Genomic DNA, 14,009 nt, shown 5'->3' on the forward strand with positions numbered 1-14,009 from the left:
ACCTGGCCCTGGGTCGGCGCTTCCAGCCCGCCCAGCAAATGCAGCAGCGTGCTCTTGCCCGAACCCGAGGCACCCACCACCGCCACCGTCTCGCCGCGCTGCACGGTGAGGTCGACCCCTTGCAGCACGTTCACATCGAGACCGCCTTCGGTGAAGCGTTTGTGCAGCCCGTTCGCCTGAATCACGGCTTCATTCATAACGCAGCGCCTCGGCAGGCTGCACACGGCTGGCGCGCCAGCTCGGGTAGAGCGTGGCCACGAACGAGAGCACCAGCGAGATCACGGTGATGGGCACGATGTCGGCCGACTGCGGCTCGCTCGGCATGGTGCTGATGAGGTAGATGCTGCCCGGCAGGAAGCTGGTATTGAGCAGGTTCTCGATGAAGGGCACGATCACGCCAACGTTGAAGGCGACCAACAGGCCGAACAGCACGCCGGCCAGTGTGCCGATCACCCCCGAGGCTGCGCCTTGCACCATGAAGATGCCCATCACGGAGCGTGGGCTCGCGCCGAGCGTGCGCAAGATGGCGATGTCAGCACGTTTGTCGGTGACGGTCATCACCAGCGTGGAGACGAGGTTGAACGCCGCCACCGCAACGATCAGCGTGAGGATGATGAACATCAGGCGCTTTTCCAGCTGCACCGCCGAGAACCAGTTGCGGTTGGTGCGTGTCCAGTCGCGCACCATCACCTGCGGGCCCAGATCGGCCGACAGCTGGGCTGCCACTTGCGGCGCCTGGTGCAGGTCTTTCAGGCGCAGCTGCACGCCGGTCGGCCCTTCCATGCGGAACAGCCGGGCCGCGTCATCCAGGTGAATCAGCGCGAGCGTGCTGTCGTATTCGTAGTGCCCTGAGTCGAAGGTACCGACCACCGTGAGCTGCTTGAGCCGCGGCACCACGCCGGCCGGCGTGAACTGGCCACCGGGCGCCACGATGGTGACGCTGTCGCCGCTGCGCACACCCAATGAGCGCGCCAGCTCGCTGCCGAGCACGATGCCCCAGGTGCCAGGTGTGAGTTTGGCCAGCGTCGTGTCCTTGAGCTGCGCCGCCAGGTCGGTGACGCTGGCTTCTTCGTTCGGCGAGATGCCACGCACCACGGCACCGCGCATGTCGTCACCGCGTGCGATCAGCGCCTGCATGGCCACGAAGGGCGCCGCGCCGATGACCTGGGGGTTCTGTTTGGCCCGCGCTGCCGTGGCTTGCCAGTCGGCGAGGCCGCCGCCCTGCACGTCCATCACCTCGATGTGGGCAATGACCGACAGCATGCGGTCCCGCACTTCCTTCTGGAAGCCGTTCATCACCGACAACACGATGATCAACGCCGCCACACCGAGCGCAATGCCCAGCATCGACACACCCGAGATGAAGGAGATGAAGCCGTTGCGCCGCCCGGCGCGGCCGGCGCGTGTGTAGCGCCAGCCAATCTGAAGTTCGTAAGGCCAGTTCATGGGGGCGGATGCTACCTGCATCGCCGTTCGGGCTGAGCCTGGTAAGTTTGATTCGCACCACCGTTCGGGCTGAGCTTGTCGAAGCCAGCGCCGTGCACAGCGCACCCTTCGACAGGCTCAGGGCGAACGGAACCTCGGCTCCGGCGTACGGAGATCTGGTTCAGTTGCGCTCTATTCGCGCGTAAGCGCTGTGGTTATGGATGGATTCGAAATTCTCCACATCCACGCTGTAACGCCCGATGCGCGCATCGGCATTGAGCCGCAACGCCACGTCACGCACCAGGTCTTCGACGAACTTCGGGTTCTCGTAGGCGCGCTCGGTCACCCACTTTTCGTCGGCCCGCTTGAGCATCGGCCAGATCTCGCAGGAGGCCGACTCTTCGGCAAAACGCACCAGCTCGGACCAGGCCACGTCTTGCAGCAGCTCGGCGCGGATGGTCACGTGCGAGCGCTGGTTGTGCGCGCCGTAGTCCGAGATTTCCTTGGAGCACGGGCACAGCGACTTCACCGGCACCAGCACCTGCGACCACACCGTGGTCTGGCCGTTCACGGCTTCTGCGACCCAGCTGCCCTGGTAGTCGAGCAGGCTTTCCAGACCCGACACCGGCGCACGCTTGCGGATGAAAAACGGGAAGCGCACCTCGACCCGCCCATCGGTGGCGTGCAGTTTTTCCAGCATGGCGATGAAGTGCGTGCGCAGCGCCGCCACGTCGAGCGGCTCGCTGCCCAGCGCATCGAGCCAGGCCAGGAAGCGCGACATGTGCGTGCCTTTTTGCTCGGCGGGCAGCGCCACGGCCATGTCCCACACGCCGATGGTCGGCTGGGTGGTCTTGCCGGTGCGCAGCGTGAGCGGGTAGCGCACGTCTTTCACGCCCACACGCTGGATGGCGAGGTGGCGTTCGTCGCGCTCGCTCTGCGTGTCGGGAATGTGCAGCGTGTCTTTCAACGCGCTCTTTACGTCTGACATTTGGTTCATAGCAAAGGATGACAGCTAAAGCGACGCCCTGGCGGGCTCAAGGGCATCGGGCTGTGACTTCTGGGCGCTAACGGTGGGCGGCCGGGCGAATGAGGGCCGGCCGCGCGCCGAAGCGCTTGAGGATCGACTGCTCGATGCCCGCGGCATCCAGGCCACACAAGCTGAGAAGCTTGGCGGGGTCACCATGCTCGATGAACTCATCGGGCAAGCCCAGAGTGAGAACCGGCACCTCGATGCGCGCCGCGGCCAGTGCCTCTTGCACCGCACTGCCGGCGCCGCCCATGAGGCAGCCTTCTTCAATGGTCACGATTGCATCATGGCTGCGCGCCAGTTCAGTCACCAGGGCGACATCGAGCGGCTTGACGAAGCGCATGTTGGCCACGGTGGCGTTGAGGTTTTCTGCGGCCGCCAGCGCCGGGTGGAGCATGGTGCCGAAGGCGAGGATGGCGACGCGCTCACCCTGGCGGCGCAGTTCGCCCTTGCCCCAGGGCAAGGTGTCGAGCGCAGGCTCGATGGCCACGCCGGCACCCGCGCCGCGCGGGTAGCGCACGGCCACCGGGTGGTCTTGCTTGAAGGCTGTCGTGAGCAGCTGACGGCATTCGTTTTCGTCGGCCGGCGCGAGCACGCTCATGTTGGGGATGCAGCGCAGGAAGGCGATGTCGTAGGCACCTGCATGGGTGGCACCGTCGGAGCCCACCAGGCCCGCGCGGTCGAGGGCAAACACGACCGGCAGGTTCTGAATCGCCACGTCGTGGATCAACTGGTCGTAGGCGCGCTGCAAGAAGGTGGAGTAGATCGCCACCACCGGCTTCATGCCTTCGCAGGCGAGGCCCGCGGCGAAGGTCACGGCGTGCTGCTCGGCAATGCCCACGTCGAAGTAGCGCTTGGGGAAACGCTGCTCGAACTCGACCATGCCCGAACCTTCGCGCATGGCAGGAGTGATGCCGACCAGGCGCTCGTCAGCGGCGGCCATGTCGCACAGCCACTGGCCGAACACCTGGGTGAAGGTGGTCTTGGGCGGCGTGGCGGGCTTCTTCAGGCCCTCGGCCGGGTTGAACTTGCTCGGGCCGTGGTAGGCCACCGGGTCCGCCTCGGCCAGCTTGTAGCCCATGCCTTTCTTGGTGACCACGTGCAGGAAGAGCGGGCCCTTCATGTCGCGCAGGTTCTCGAGCGTGGGGATCAGCGAGTCGAGGTCGTGGCCGTCGATGGGGCCGAAGTAGGTGAACCCGAACTCTTCGAAGATGGTGCCCGGCACGACCATGCCCTTGGCATGCTCTTCGAAGCGCCGCGCCAGCTCGAACAGCGGCGGTGCATTCTTCAGCACCGTCTTGGCCGTGTCGCGTGCGGCGGCGTAGAACTTGCCGCTCATCAGGCGCGCCAGGTAGCGGTTGAGGGCACCCACCGGCGGCGAGATCGACATGTCGTTGTCGTTCAGCACCACCAGCATGTTGGTGCCCGACACGCCGCCGTTGTTGAGCGCCTCGAAGGCCATGCCGGCCGTCATGGCGCCGTCGCCGATCACGGCCACCGAGCGGCGGTCTTCGCCCTTGATCTTGGCGGCGATGGCCATGCCGAGCGCGGCCGAGATCGAGGTCGAGGAATGGGCCGTGCCGAAAGTGTCGTACTCGCTCTCGGGGCGGCGCGGGAAGCCCGACAAGCCACCCAGCTGGCGCAGCGTGGCCATGCGCTCGCGCCGGCCGGTGAGGATCTTGTGCGGGTAGGTCTGGTGGCCCACGTCCCACACGATGCGGTCGTGCGGTGTGTTGAACACGTGGTGCAACGCGATCGTGAGCTCGACCGTGCCCAGGTTGGACGACAAGTGCCCGCCGGTCTGCGACACGCTGTGCAGCACGTAATCGCGCAACTCGACCGCCAGTTGTTTGAGCTCGGGGCGAGAAAGCCCGCGCAAGTCAGCGGGGGTCTGGATGGTGTGGAGCAATTTTTGGTTCATGTCAGCAATCCCTCTCGACCACTCTGTCGGCCAACTGTGCGAGCCAGGTCACGTCGACCAGGCCGCTGCGGGCCAGCGCTGTTTGCGCTTTTTCGCGCAGCTCCCGGGCGTGGCGCCGGGCGGCGTCCAGCCCCAGCACCGTCACGTAGGTGGGTTTGTTGTTGTGGATGTCTTTGCCGGCGGTCTTGCCGAGCGTCTCGGAGGCCTGCGTCACGTCGAGGATGTCGTCGACCACCTGGAAGGCCAGGCCCACCGCGTCGCCGTACTCGGACAATGCCTGCCAGGCCACCGGGCTGCACTCGCCACAGGCCGCGCCCATCAGCACGCTGGCTTGCAACAGGGCGCCCGTCTTGCGGTGGTGCATGTCGCGCAGCGATTGTTCGTCGAGCGTCATGCCGATGCTGGCCAGGTCGATCGCCTGCCCGCCGGCCATGCCGGCGTGGCCGGCCGCACGGGCCAGCAACGAGCAGAGTTTGGCCTGCAGCGCAGGCGGCACACCCTCGTCGGGTGTCAGCACTTCGAAGGCCAGTGCCTGCATGGCGTCGCCGGCCAGCATGGCCTGGGCTTCGCCGAACTGCACGTGCACCGTGGGCTTGCCTCGGCGCAGCACGTCGTTGTCCATGCAGGGCATGTCGTCGTGCACCAGCGAGTAGGCGTGGATCAGCTCCACGGCGCAGGCCGCACGCAGCGCCGCTTCGCAGGGGCCGTTGACCGCTTCAGCGGCCGCCAGCACCAGCAGCGGGCGCAAGCGCTTGCCGCCGTCGAGCACGCCATAGCGCATGGCCAGGCCCAGCCCGGCTGGCGCCACACCGGGCACCCAGGCCGACAGCGCCGACTCGACGGTGTCGAGCTGGTGGCGTGACCAGGAATCGAAATCGACAACCAGGGTCATTCGGTTTTCCAAGGCTTCAATTGGCCCTCTTCGAGCACCTTGACCTGCGACTCCACCGCGGCCAGGCGCTCGCGGCAGTAGTTCAGCAGGTCGGCGCCCCGGCGGTAGCTCTGCAGCAGGCCGTCGAGGGGGAGCTGCCCACCTTCCATGGCGGCCACCAGGGTTTCCAGCTCGGAGAGGGCCTGTTCGTAATTGGCGGGCTGCAGGCTGGAAGGCGGGGCGAGGGATGTTTTGGCCATCGTGCGCGGGCAAAGCCAAGATTGTAGTCAGCCGGCACTCGCCCGGGGCTGGCGGCACGCACCAGATCGGGCCAGATGCCACAGTGAGCACACCAAAGCGACGGGCAATGCCCCGGTGGTTACAATCCCGCCCTCGCTGACTGACGGGGGTTCCCCCCGTCCGCGCCGTGCGCAGCGAAAACATCCCACCCGCGAGCTTCATTCGGGTGGCACGTTCACATCGGTTGTCAAGGAACCCTCGGGATCATGTCTGACCTGAGCCTCGCTCTCCCCGCTCTTGGGCCTGCTTTCAAGCACCCCCACCCTCAACTCCCGGTTTCAGCCTATTTCGACAGCGATCTGCATCGCCGCGAGATGGAGCTCATCTTCCAGCACGGGCCCCGCTATCTGGGGCACGAACTGGCGGTGCCCGAGATCGGCGACCACTACGCGCTGCCGCAGGAGGGCGAAGGCCGTGCCCTGGTGCGCACGGCCAGTGGAATCGAGCTCGTCTCCAACGTCTGTCGCCACCGGCAGGCGGTGATGCTGCGCGGGCGCGGCAACACGGGCTCGAACATCGTATGCCCGCTGCACCGCTGGACGTATGACCTGAAGGGCCAGCTGATCGGCGCGCCGCACTTCGACAAAGACCCCTGCCTGCATCTCAACCGCTACAAGACGCGCCGCTGGAACGGCCTGATCTTCGAAGACAACGGCCGCGATGTGGCCGCCGAGCTGTCGGCCATCGGCCCGCGAGCCGATCTCGATTTCAGCGGCTACGTGCTCGACAAGGTGCACCTGCATGAGTGCGACTACAACTGGAAGACCTTCATCGAGGTCTACCTGGAGGACTACCACGTCGGCCCGTTCCACCCAGGCCTGAGCCAGTTCGTCACCTGTGACGACCTGGCCTGGGAGTTCGGCCGCCACCACTCGGTGCAGACGGTGGGCGCCAACAAGGCGCTGGCCAAGGCCGGCTCCGACGTCTACCTCCAGTGGCACGAGGCGGTGCTCAAGTTCCGCGACGGCGTGCCGCCGAAGCAGGGGGCGATCTGGCTCACCTACTACCCGCACATCATGGTCGAGTGGTACCCGCACGTGCTGGTGGTGTCCACGCTCTACCCCAAGGGACCGCAGAAGACGCTCAACGTGGTGGAGTTTTTCTACCCCGAAGAGATCACCGCTTTCGAGCGCGAGTTCGTTGATGCCCAGCAGGCCGCCTACCTGGAGACCTGCATCGAAGACGACGAGATCGCGCTGCGCATGGACGCCGGCCGCAAGGCCTTGTACGAGCGTGGCGACAACGAGGCCGGGCCGTACCAGTCGCCGATGGAAGATGGCATGGAAGAGTTCCATGCGTGGTATCGGCGCACGATGAACTTCAGAGGCTGATGACCACCCCTCGCCCGCCGAGTACGCCGGCCGATCCCCCGAGGGGATGCGGGCCGGCTTGGGAGCGGCCCGGCGCTCGGCCCGCGTACTGCTCATGAGCGCTCCCGTCCTCATGATCCTGGCGTCATTCCTGTTCGCCACCATGAGCGTGTGCGTGAAGCTCGCCTCTGACCTGTATGAAACCGGCGAGATCGTGTTCTACCGCGGCATGGTGGGGGCGCTCACGCTGGCCGTCGTCTGCTGGCGCCAGGGTGGCACGCTGCGCACTCCCGTTCCTTCGATGCACTTCTGGCGCAGCCTGAGCGGCGTGCTGGCGCTGGGCCTGTGGTTCTACGCCATCGGTAACCTGCCGCTGGCCACCGCGATGACGCTGAACTACATGTCGTCGGTCTGGATGGCGCTGTTTCTGATCGGCGGCGCGGTGATGCTGGGCACCTCGCGTGTCGATGGCCGGCTGATCGCCACCGTGCTGCTCGGCTTCGTCGGTGTGGGCTTGATCCTGCGGCCGACCATTGAAGAAAACCAGCTCTGGCACGGCCTGATCGGCCTGCTCTCGGGAATGATTGCCGCCACCGCCTACCTGCAGGTCACCGCACTCGGCCGTGCGGGCGAGCCGGTCTACCGCATCGTCTTCTACTTTTCGCTGGGCGGCATGCTGCTCGGCGCGCTCAGCATGGTCTGGACGGGCTTTCAGGGCCACACCTGGCGCGGCGCCGCACTCTTGCTGGCCGTGGGCGTGCTCGCCACCGCGGCGCAAATGATGATGACGCGCGCCTACAGCACCGGCAAGATGCTGGTCAACGCCAGCCTGCAATACCTGGGCATTGCGTTTTCGTTCGTCTACGGCGTGCTGCTGTTCAATGACAAGATCACCTGGATGGCGCTGCTGGGCATGGTGTTCATCATCTGCTCCGGCCTGGCCGCCACCCTGTTGCGCAGCAAGACGGCCTTCGTCGACAGCAGCCCCCCCACCGAAAGTTGACACCATGCACCCCTTGATCAGCGCCAGCGACCTGTTGGCCCGCCACCCGCAACCGGTGCTGCTCGACTGCAGCTTCGACTTGGCCGACCCCGGCGCTGGCGAACGCAGCTACCGCGAAGCGCACCTGCCCGGCGCGGTGTATGCACACCTCGACCGAGACCTCTCCGGCGCCAAGAACGGCCAAAACGGCCGCCACCCGCTGCGCGCGCGCAGCGAATACGCCCGATGGATGGGCGCGGTGGGCATCACCCCCGGCACGCCGGTGGTCACGTATGACCGCCAGGGCGGCATGTATGCCGCGCGCGCCTGGTGGGTGTTGCGCTGGATGGGCCAAGCCGACGTAGCCTTGCTCGACGGCGGAGTAGCGGCCTGGCAGCAAGCCGGCGGCACGCTCAGCAGCGAGTTGCCCTCGGCCGCCCCGCTGGCCGACTACCCGGCGCGCGCGCCGGCCCTGCCCACACTCGATGCCGATCAGCTCCAGGCCCGCCTGGCCGAGGTGCGGCTGATCGACGCCCGCGCGCCCGAGCGCTACCGTGGCGAGGTGGAGCCGCTCGACGCCGTGGCCGGCCACATTCCCGGCGCGCTCAACCGCTTTTTCAAAGACAACCTGCAGGCCGATGGCCGCTTCAAGCCAGCCGAACAACTGCGCGCCGAGTTCACCCCGTTGCTCGACGGCCGCCCCGTGGTGCACCAGTGCGGCTCGGGCGTGACGGCCTGCCACAACCTGCTGGCCATGGAGGTGGCGGGGCTGGACGCGGGCGCCATCTACCCCGGCTCGTGGAGCGAGTGGTCGAGTGACCCGAGCCGCCCCATGGCTCGCGCGTAGGAATTGACCTGCATCACGCCAGCCGCCGCGGCGGTTGACCGCGCCCCTCGGTGGGCTTAAGTTCGCGCTGAACGCTCTTGTTCGACTCAGGAGATGACCATGTTCAACCGCATCCTGGTTCCCACAGACGGTTCAGACATCACCAAAAAGGCCGTCGACACTGCCATCAGCCTGGCCAAATCGGTCAACGCCAAGCTCTACACGCTGAGCGTGAAGGAGCCCTTCCCCTACAGCGCGATCTCCGAGATGCAGCCCACGCCGCCGCAGGAGTTTTTCGATGCGCAAGAGCGCATCGCTTCCGCCCGCGTGAAAGAGGTGCGCGAAACCGCCGAGCGCATGGGCCTGCAATGCGAAGCCCACACGGTGGAAGCGCTGCACCCCTGGGAGGCGGTGATCGAACACGCCCGGCGCCACGAGTGCGACCTGATCGTCATGGCCTCACACGGCCGGCGCGGTGTCACTGCGTTGCTGCTCGGCAGCGAGACTCAGAAGGTGCTGACACACACCAAGGTGCCGGTGTTGGTGGTTCGCTAGCCATGACGCTGCTGGCTTGAACGGGCTCGTTTCCGATTCCGTTCGGGCTGAGCCTGTCGAAGCCAGCGCTGTGCTGTGCGCACCCTTCGACAGGCTCAGGGCGAACGGTGTCAAACAAACAGTATTGCCGCCAGCAGGTTTCAGTGCCCATGCACCACTTGCACCACACCCACGATGATCAGCATGCCCACCGCCAGCCACGCGAGCTGGGCCAGCGTGTCTTTTATCGAGAGGCGGTGCTGCAGCTGCGGGATGAGGTCAGCCACCGCCACATAGATGAAGCTGCTGGCCGCCACCACCAGCAGGTAGGGAAACAGCTCCACCCACGGCCCCACGATGAAGTAGCCCAGCACCCCGCCTGCCACTGCGGCGAGGCCTGACATCGCGTTGTAGAACAGCGCCTTGCGGCGCGAAAAGCCGGCGTTGAGCAGCACGATGTAGTCGCCCACCTCCTGCGGAATCTCGTGCGCGATGATGGCCAGCGAGGTCACCAATCCGAGGTGGAAGTCGGTCAAGAACGCGGCCGCGATGATCACGCCGTCGCAGAAGTTGTGGATGCTGTCGCCCATCAGCACGCTCCAGCCGCCTCGGCCGGCTTGCTGCTGGTCGAAGTGATGGTGATGGTGGTGGCCGTCACCCTGGTGGTGGTGGCTGTGGCGGTACAGCTCGGCCTTTTCCAGCAAAAAGAAAAAGATCAGCCCCGCCAGCAGCGTGGCGAACAGCGCCTGCGGGCTGGCCTTGCTCTCGAAGGCCTCGGGCAGCACGTTGAGCAAGGCGGTGGCCAGCAGCACGCCGGCCGACAGGCTCACCAGGTGCTGCACCACCCGGCCGAGCACCTTGACGGTGAGGCTGGCGGCGATCAGCACCGACAACAAGCCGCCGGCAAAGGTGGCCACGATGATGTACAGAAGGGTCATGGGAGCAGAGGCACAAAAAAGCCGCGCAATGCGCGCGGCTTCTTTTCCACAAAGGCCGACAAGGGCCGAAGCTTAGCGCGTCAGGCCACGCCGTTGGCCTTGAACCAGGCGGTTGCGCGCTTCCAGCCGTCATCGGCCGCTTCCTTGCGGTAGCTGGGCCGATAGTCGGCATGGAAAGCGTGCGGCGTGTCGGGGTAGACCACGAACTCCGATTTCTTGGCCGCTGCACTGCCGCTGCTCAAGGCGGTTTTCATCTTGTCGACGGTGTCCACAGGGATGCCGCTGTCGGCGCCGCCATAGAGGCCCAGCACCGGGCCATTGAGCTTGGCCGTCAGTTCCACCGGGTGCGCGGGTGTGAGCGGCGTGCTGTTGCCCACCAGCCGGCCGTACCAGGCCACACCGGCCTTCACGCCAGGGTTGTGGGCGGTGTAGAGCCAGGTGATGCGCCCGCCCCAGCAAAAGCCGGTGATGCCGAGCTTGGTGGTGTCGCCGTCATTGCCCTTGGCCCAGGCCACGGTGGCGTCGAGGTCGCGCATCACCTGCTCGTCGGGCACCTTGCCGATCACGTCGCTCATCAGCTTGGCGATCTCGGTGTACGACTTGGCGTCGCCCTGGCGGATGAAGAGCTCCGGCGCAATCGCCAGGTAGCCCAGCTTGGCAAAACGCCGTGCCACATCGGCAATGTGTTCGTGCACACCGAAGATCTCGGAGATGACCAGCACCACCGGCAAGCCGGTCTTGCCTGCAGGAGCGGCGCGGTAGGCCGGCATCTTGAAGTCGCCGACCGAAATGGTGACTTCCCCCGCGGTGAGACCGGCAGTGTCGGTCTTGATGGTCTGGGCGCTGACCGGCAGCACGGCGGCGGCAAAGCCGCTGCCCACAGCGGTCTGCACAAACGCACGGCGACTGAAGTCGCGGCTGGGGGTCAGGCTGTCCACGTCATTGCGAAGCATGTCGGCGTCTCCTAAAGGGGTGGGGTTGAAGGCGTCGGGATTCTAGGAAGGCCCCGGTTTTCTTGCACAGACCCCACGCGCATCAAGGGCGGGTCATAAAAAGCCCGGACAATCAGTGCAATGCCTTTCTCCCCCGACACCCTGCGCTGGCCCGACCACCTGGCCGCCATCGACATGGGCTCCAACAGCTTCCGGCTCGAGATCGGCCAGCTGAGCCCCGGCCGCTACAAGCGCATCGATTATTTGAAAGAAACCGTGCGCCTGGGCGCCGGCCTCGACGGCCAGGGCCTGCTGACCGAAGACGCCATGCAGCGCGGCCTGGCCTGCCTGCGCCGCTTTGCGCAGCGACTCGAAGGCTACGCGCCGACGCAGGTGCGCGCGGTCGCCACCCAGACACTGCGCGAAGCGCAAAACCGCAACGCCTTTCTCGCACGTGCGCAAACCGCGCTCGGCTACCCCATCGAGGTGATTTCGGGCCGAGAAGAAGCGCGCCTCATCTTTGCCGGGGTGGCGCGTTTGCAGCCGTCAGACGAGATGCGGCTGGTGGTCGACATCGGCGGTCGCTCCACCGAGATGATCCTCGGCCAGGGCCGCACGCCGCTGCGTGCCGAATCGTTCCAGGTCGGCAGCGTGAGCCTGTCGATGCGCTATTTCGGCGACGGCCGATTCACCGAAAGTGCCTTCCGCGCCGCCCAGGTGGCCGCCGGTGCCGAGCTCGAAGAAGCGCTCGCCCCTTTTGCGGCTCACCACTGGCGCGAGGCGCTCGGCTCCTCGGGCACGGCCGGCGCGGTGTCGCAGCTGCTCGCAGCCAACCACATCAGCGATGGTGTGATCACCCCCGAGGGCCTGCGCTGGTGCATGGACCAATGCCTGCGCGCCGGTCAGGTCGACCGCCTCAAACTGCCCGGGCTGAAAGACGACCGCCGAGCTGTGATCGGAGGCGGGCTGTCCATTCTCTACACGCTGGCCACGCACTTCGGCATCGAAGCGCTGCAGCCCGCGCGCGGCGCGCTGCGCCAGGGCGTGATCTTCGACCTCGACGAACGCCTCAACGCCGAGGCGCATGACGGCGCACACGCCCACGACGTGCGCGACGCGTCGGTGGCCGAGCTGCAACGCCGCTTCGAGGCCGACGTGACGCATGCGCGGCGTGTGGCCTCGGTGGCCGAGACCTTGTACGCCAGCGTGGCGCCCCAGGCCGACGCCGTGCTGGTGCGCGAGCTGGGCTGGGCCGCCGCCCTGCACGAGATCGGCATGATGGTGTCGCACCATGACCACCACCGCCACAGCGCCTACCTGCTGGGCCACGTGGATGCCGCCGGCTTCTCCCAATCGCAGCAGCGCCGCCTGGCCGACCTCGTGCTCGCGCAACGTGGCGGCCTGCGCAAGATGGAAGCGCAGCTCGCGCAAGAAACCTTTGCGTGGCAGGCGCTGTGCCTGCGCCTGGCCATCATCAAATGCCACGCGCGCAGCGATGTGGATGCGCAGGTCTTGCGCCTGCGCCGGCAAGGCCCGCAGGCTCAACTGTCTTTCCCCGGCGCCTGGGCCGACGCGCACCCGCGCACCGTGTTTTTGTTGAACGAAGAGGTGACGGCCTGGGAGCGCAGCGGCGTGCTGCGCCTGCAGCTCAAGGCCTGAGACCTCGGCGAACGCTCACAGGCAGTCGGGCGACTGCACCGCCTGCAACACCACCTGGTTGCCTTCTTCGCGCTCGCGGCTGCGCAGCCACCAGACAGCACCCTTCTTGATCACCCAGTCCTGGGCCGTCTGGCCCAGCAGCAAGGCCGCCACCTGGCCCAGCGTGGGCTGATGCCCGATCACCAGCACCGGCTCGTTGGCCTCGGGCCAGCGTGTCACGCTGAGCAGCGCCGTCACCGAGGCTTCGGGAGCCAGCAACTGCACGGTCTTGAAATGCCGGTCGAGCGCCTTGGCAGTTTGTTGCGTGCGCAAGGCCGGGCTGACCAAGATGCGTGTGGAATGCGCCAGACGATGGTTCAGCCACTCGGCCATGCGCTGCGCTTGGCGCTCGCCCTTGGGCGTGAGCGCACGTTCGAGATCGGTCTGGCCCTCGCGCAGCAAGTGGGCTTCGGCATGGCGCAAGAGGATCAGGTCCATCAGGCGGCTCTCATGCGAGGTAGCGCCGCATCAGCGCCTGCTGGGCACTCGGGCCCTCGGCGGCCACGCGCACATAGCTGCCGTCGGCCCGCAGATCCCAGGCGTCTTGTTTGTCGTGCAGATAAGGCACCAGGCATTCGTCGATCACACGTTGACGCAGCTTCGCATCCCGCACTGGCCAGGCCACCTCGATGCGGCGAAACATGTTGCGGCTCATCCAGTCGGCGCTCGACATGAACAGCGCTTCGTCGTCTTCGCTCGAACCCCAGCGGAAGTACAGCACGCGTGAATGTTCGAGCAGCCGGCCCACCACCGAGCGCACACGGATGCGGTCAGTGAGCCCGGCGATGCCCGGCGGCAGCATGCAGGCGCCACGCACGATGAGGTCGATGTCGGCGCCGGCCTGGCCCGCGGTGATGAGCGCGTCGATCAGCGGGACGTCGGTCAGTGCATTCACCTTGGCCACAATCCGCGCCGGTTTGCCAGCGCGCGCCGCTTCCGTCACCAGCTCCACGTGCTTGAGCATCTGCTTGTGCAGCGTGAACGGTGCCTGCAGCAGCTGGCGCAACGCGCGTGTCTTGCCCAGGCTCGCAAGCTGCTGGAACACGGCATCGGCGTCCGAGGTGAGGTCGGAGTCGGCGGTGAGGTAGCCCACGTCGGTGTAGAGCCGCGCCGTCTTCGGGTTGTAGTTGCCGGTTGAAAGGTGGCCGTAGCGCCTGAGCCTGCCGTCTTCGCGCCGCGTCACCAGCAGCAGCTTGGCATGCGTCTTCAGGCCCACGATGCCGTACACCACCTGCGCGCCCACGG

The 14,009-nt window shown here is 66.5% G+C and carries 15 protein-coding genes; 5 read left to right on the plus strand and 10 right to left on the minus strand.

Translation table 11 applies throughout. From position 1 onward, the window contains the following. The 6 genes from RMO40_RS15150 to RMO40_RS15175 form a co-directional block, all read right to left on the minus strand. Positions 1–197: ATP-binding cassette domain-containing protein (locus RMO40_RS15150; protein ID WP_309722990.1), on the minus strand; the 197-nt coding region annotated here is incomplete at its 3' end. After that, a complete protein-coding gene (locus RMO40_RS15155; RefSeq protein WP_309722993.1) occupies positions 190–1,446 on the minus strand; it encodes a lipoprotein-releasing ABC transporter permease subunit in 1,257 nt (418 codons plus the stop codon). The genes RMO40_RS15155 and RMO40_RS15150, both read right to left, overlap by 8 nt. A gap of 160 nt (positions 1,447–1,606) precedes the next feature. After that, positions 1,607–2,422: a GTP cyclohydrolase FolE2 gene (gene folE2 / locus RMO40_RS15160; protein WP_309722996.1), complete on the minus strand. Its 816-nt coding sequence runs from the start codon at positions 2,420–2,422 to the stop codon at positions 1,607–1,609. Positions 2,423–2,489: 67 nt separating this feature from the next. Further along, on the minus strand, positions 2,490–4,373 hold the full coding sequence (gene dxs / locus RMO40_RS15165) for a 1-deoxy-D-xylulose-5-phosphate synthase (RefSeq protein ID WP_309723000.1): 1,884 nt from the start codon (positions 4,371–4,373) through the stop codon (positions 2,490–2,492). Between the two features lies 1 nt (position 4,374). Beyond that, on the minus strand, positions 4,375–5,265 hold the full coding sequence (locus RMO40_RS15170) for a farnesyl diphosphate synthase (RefSeq protein WP_309723003.1): 891 nt from the start codon (positions 5,263–5,265) through the stop codon (positions 4,375–4,377). After that, positions 5,262–5,504, minus strand: coding sequence for an exodeoxyribonuclease VII small subunit (locus tag RMO40_RS15175; RefSeq protein WP_309723006.1), 243 nt, complete (start codon positions 5,502–5,504; stop codon positions 5,262–5,264). The genes RMO40_RS15170 and RMO40_RS15175 overlap by 4 nt, the downstream gene beginning before the upstream one ends. A 246-nt stretch (positions 5,505–5,750) precedes the next feature. On the opposite strand from RMO40_RS15175, the gene RMO40_RS15180 reads away from it, so the two are divergent. The 4 genes from RMO40_RS15180 to RMO40_RS15195 all read left to right on the plus strand — a co-directional run bounded on the left by RMO40_RS15180 (position 5,751) and on the right by RMO40_RS15195 (position 9,217). Next, a complete protein-coding gene (locus RMO40_RS15180) occupies positions 5,751–6,875 on the plus strand; it encodes an SRPBCC family protein (protein WP_309723009.1) in 1,125 nt (374 codons plus the stop codon). Between the two features lie 94 nt (positions 6,876–6,969). After that, a complete protein-coding gene (locus RMO40_RS15185) occupies positions 6,970–7,857 on the plus strand; it encodes an EamA family transporter (protein WP_309723012.1) in 888 nt (295 codons plus the stop codon). 4 nt (positions 7,858–7,861) lie between these two features. Further along, the gene (locus RMO40_RS15190) at positions 7,862–8,683 is read left to right on the plus strand and encodes a rhodanese-like domain-containing protein (RefSeq protein ID WP_309723014.1); all 822 of its coding nucleotides are present in this window, start codon (positions 7,862–7,864) and stop codon (positions 8,681–8,683) included. A gap of 99 nt (positions 8,684–8,782) precedes the next feature. Next, on the plus strand, positions 8,783–9,217 hold the full coding sequence (locus tag RMO40_RS15195; protein WP_309723017.1) for a universal stress protein: 435 nt from the start codon (positions 8,783–8,785) through the stop codon (positions 9,215–9,217). Between the two features lie 140 nt (positions 9,218–9,357). Here RMO40_RS15195 and RMO40_RS15200 read toward each other — a convergent pair whose 3' ends face one another. Together RMO40_RS15200 and RMO40_RS15205 are read right to left on the minus strand one after the other, a co-directional pair. Beyond that, positions 9,358–10,134, minus strand: a complete 777-nt coding sequence (locus tag RMO40_RS15200) for a ZIP family metal transporter (RefSeq protein WP_309723022.1) — start codon at positions 10,132–10,134, stop codon at positions 9,358–9,360. Between the two features lie 80 nt (positions 10,135–10,214). Beyond that, positions 10,215–11,087 (minus strand): dienelactone hydrolase family protein, encoded by an 873-nt coding sequence (locus tag RMO40_RS15205; protein ID WP_309723027.1) that lies wholly within the window; start codon positions 11,085–11,087, stop codon positions 10,215–10,217. 120 nt (positions 11,088–11,207) lie between these two features. Here RMO40_RS15205 and ppx point away from each other — a divergent pair, with 120 nt between their 5' ends. After that, positions 11,208–12,725: an exopolyphosphatase gene (ppx, locus tag RMO40_RS15210; protein ID WP_309723029.1), complete on the plus strand. Its 1,518-nt coding sequence runs from the start codon at positions 11,208–11,210 to the stop codon at positions 12,723–12,725. 15 nt (positions 12,726–12,740) lie between these two features. On the opposite strand, the gene sixA is transcribed toward ppx, so the two are convergent. Beyond that, positions 12,741–13,202 (minus strand): phosphohistidine phosphatase SixA, encoded by a 462-nt coding sequence (gene sixA, locus RMO40_RS15215; RefSeq protein ID WP_309723032.1) that lies wholly within the window; start codon positions 13,200–13,202, stop codon positions 12,741–12,743. A gap of 10 nt (positions 13,203–13,212) precedes the next feature. Further along, a partial coding sequence (locus tag RMO40_RS15220; protein ID WP_489660170.1) for a polyphosphate kinase occupies positions 13,213–14,009 on the minus strand: 797 nt, incomplete at its 5' end.

The sequence above is a fragment of the Rhizobacter sp. genome (genome assembly GCF_031412075.1).
Taxonomy (GTDB): domain Bacteria; phylum Pseudomonadota; class Gammaproteobacteria; order Burkholderiales; family Burkholderiaceae_C; genus Rhizobacter.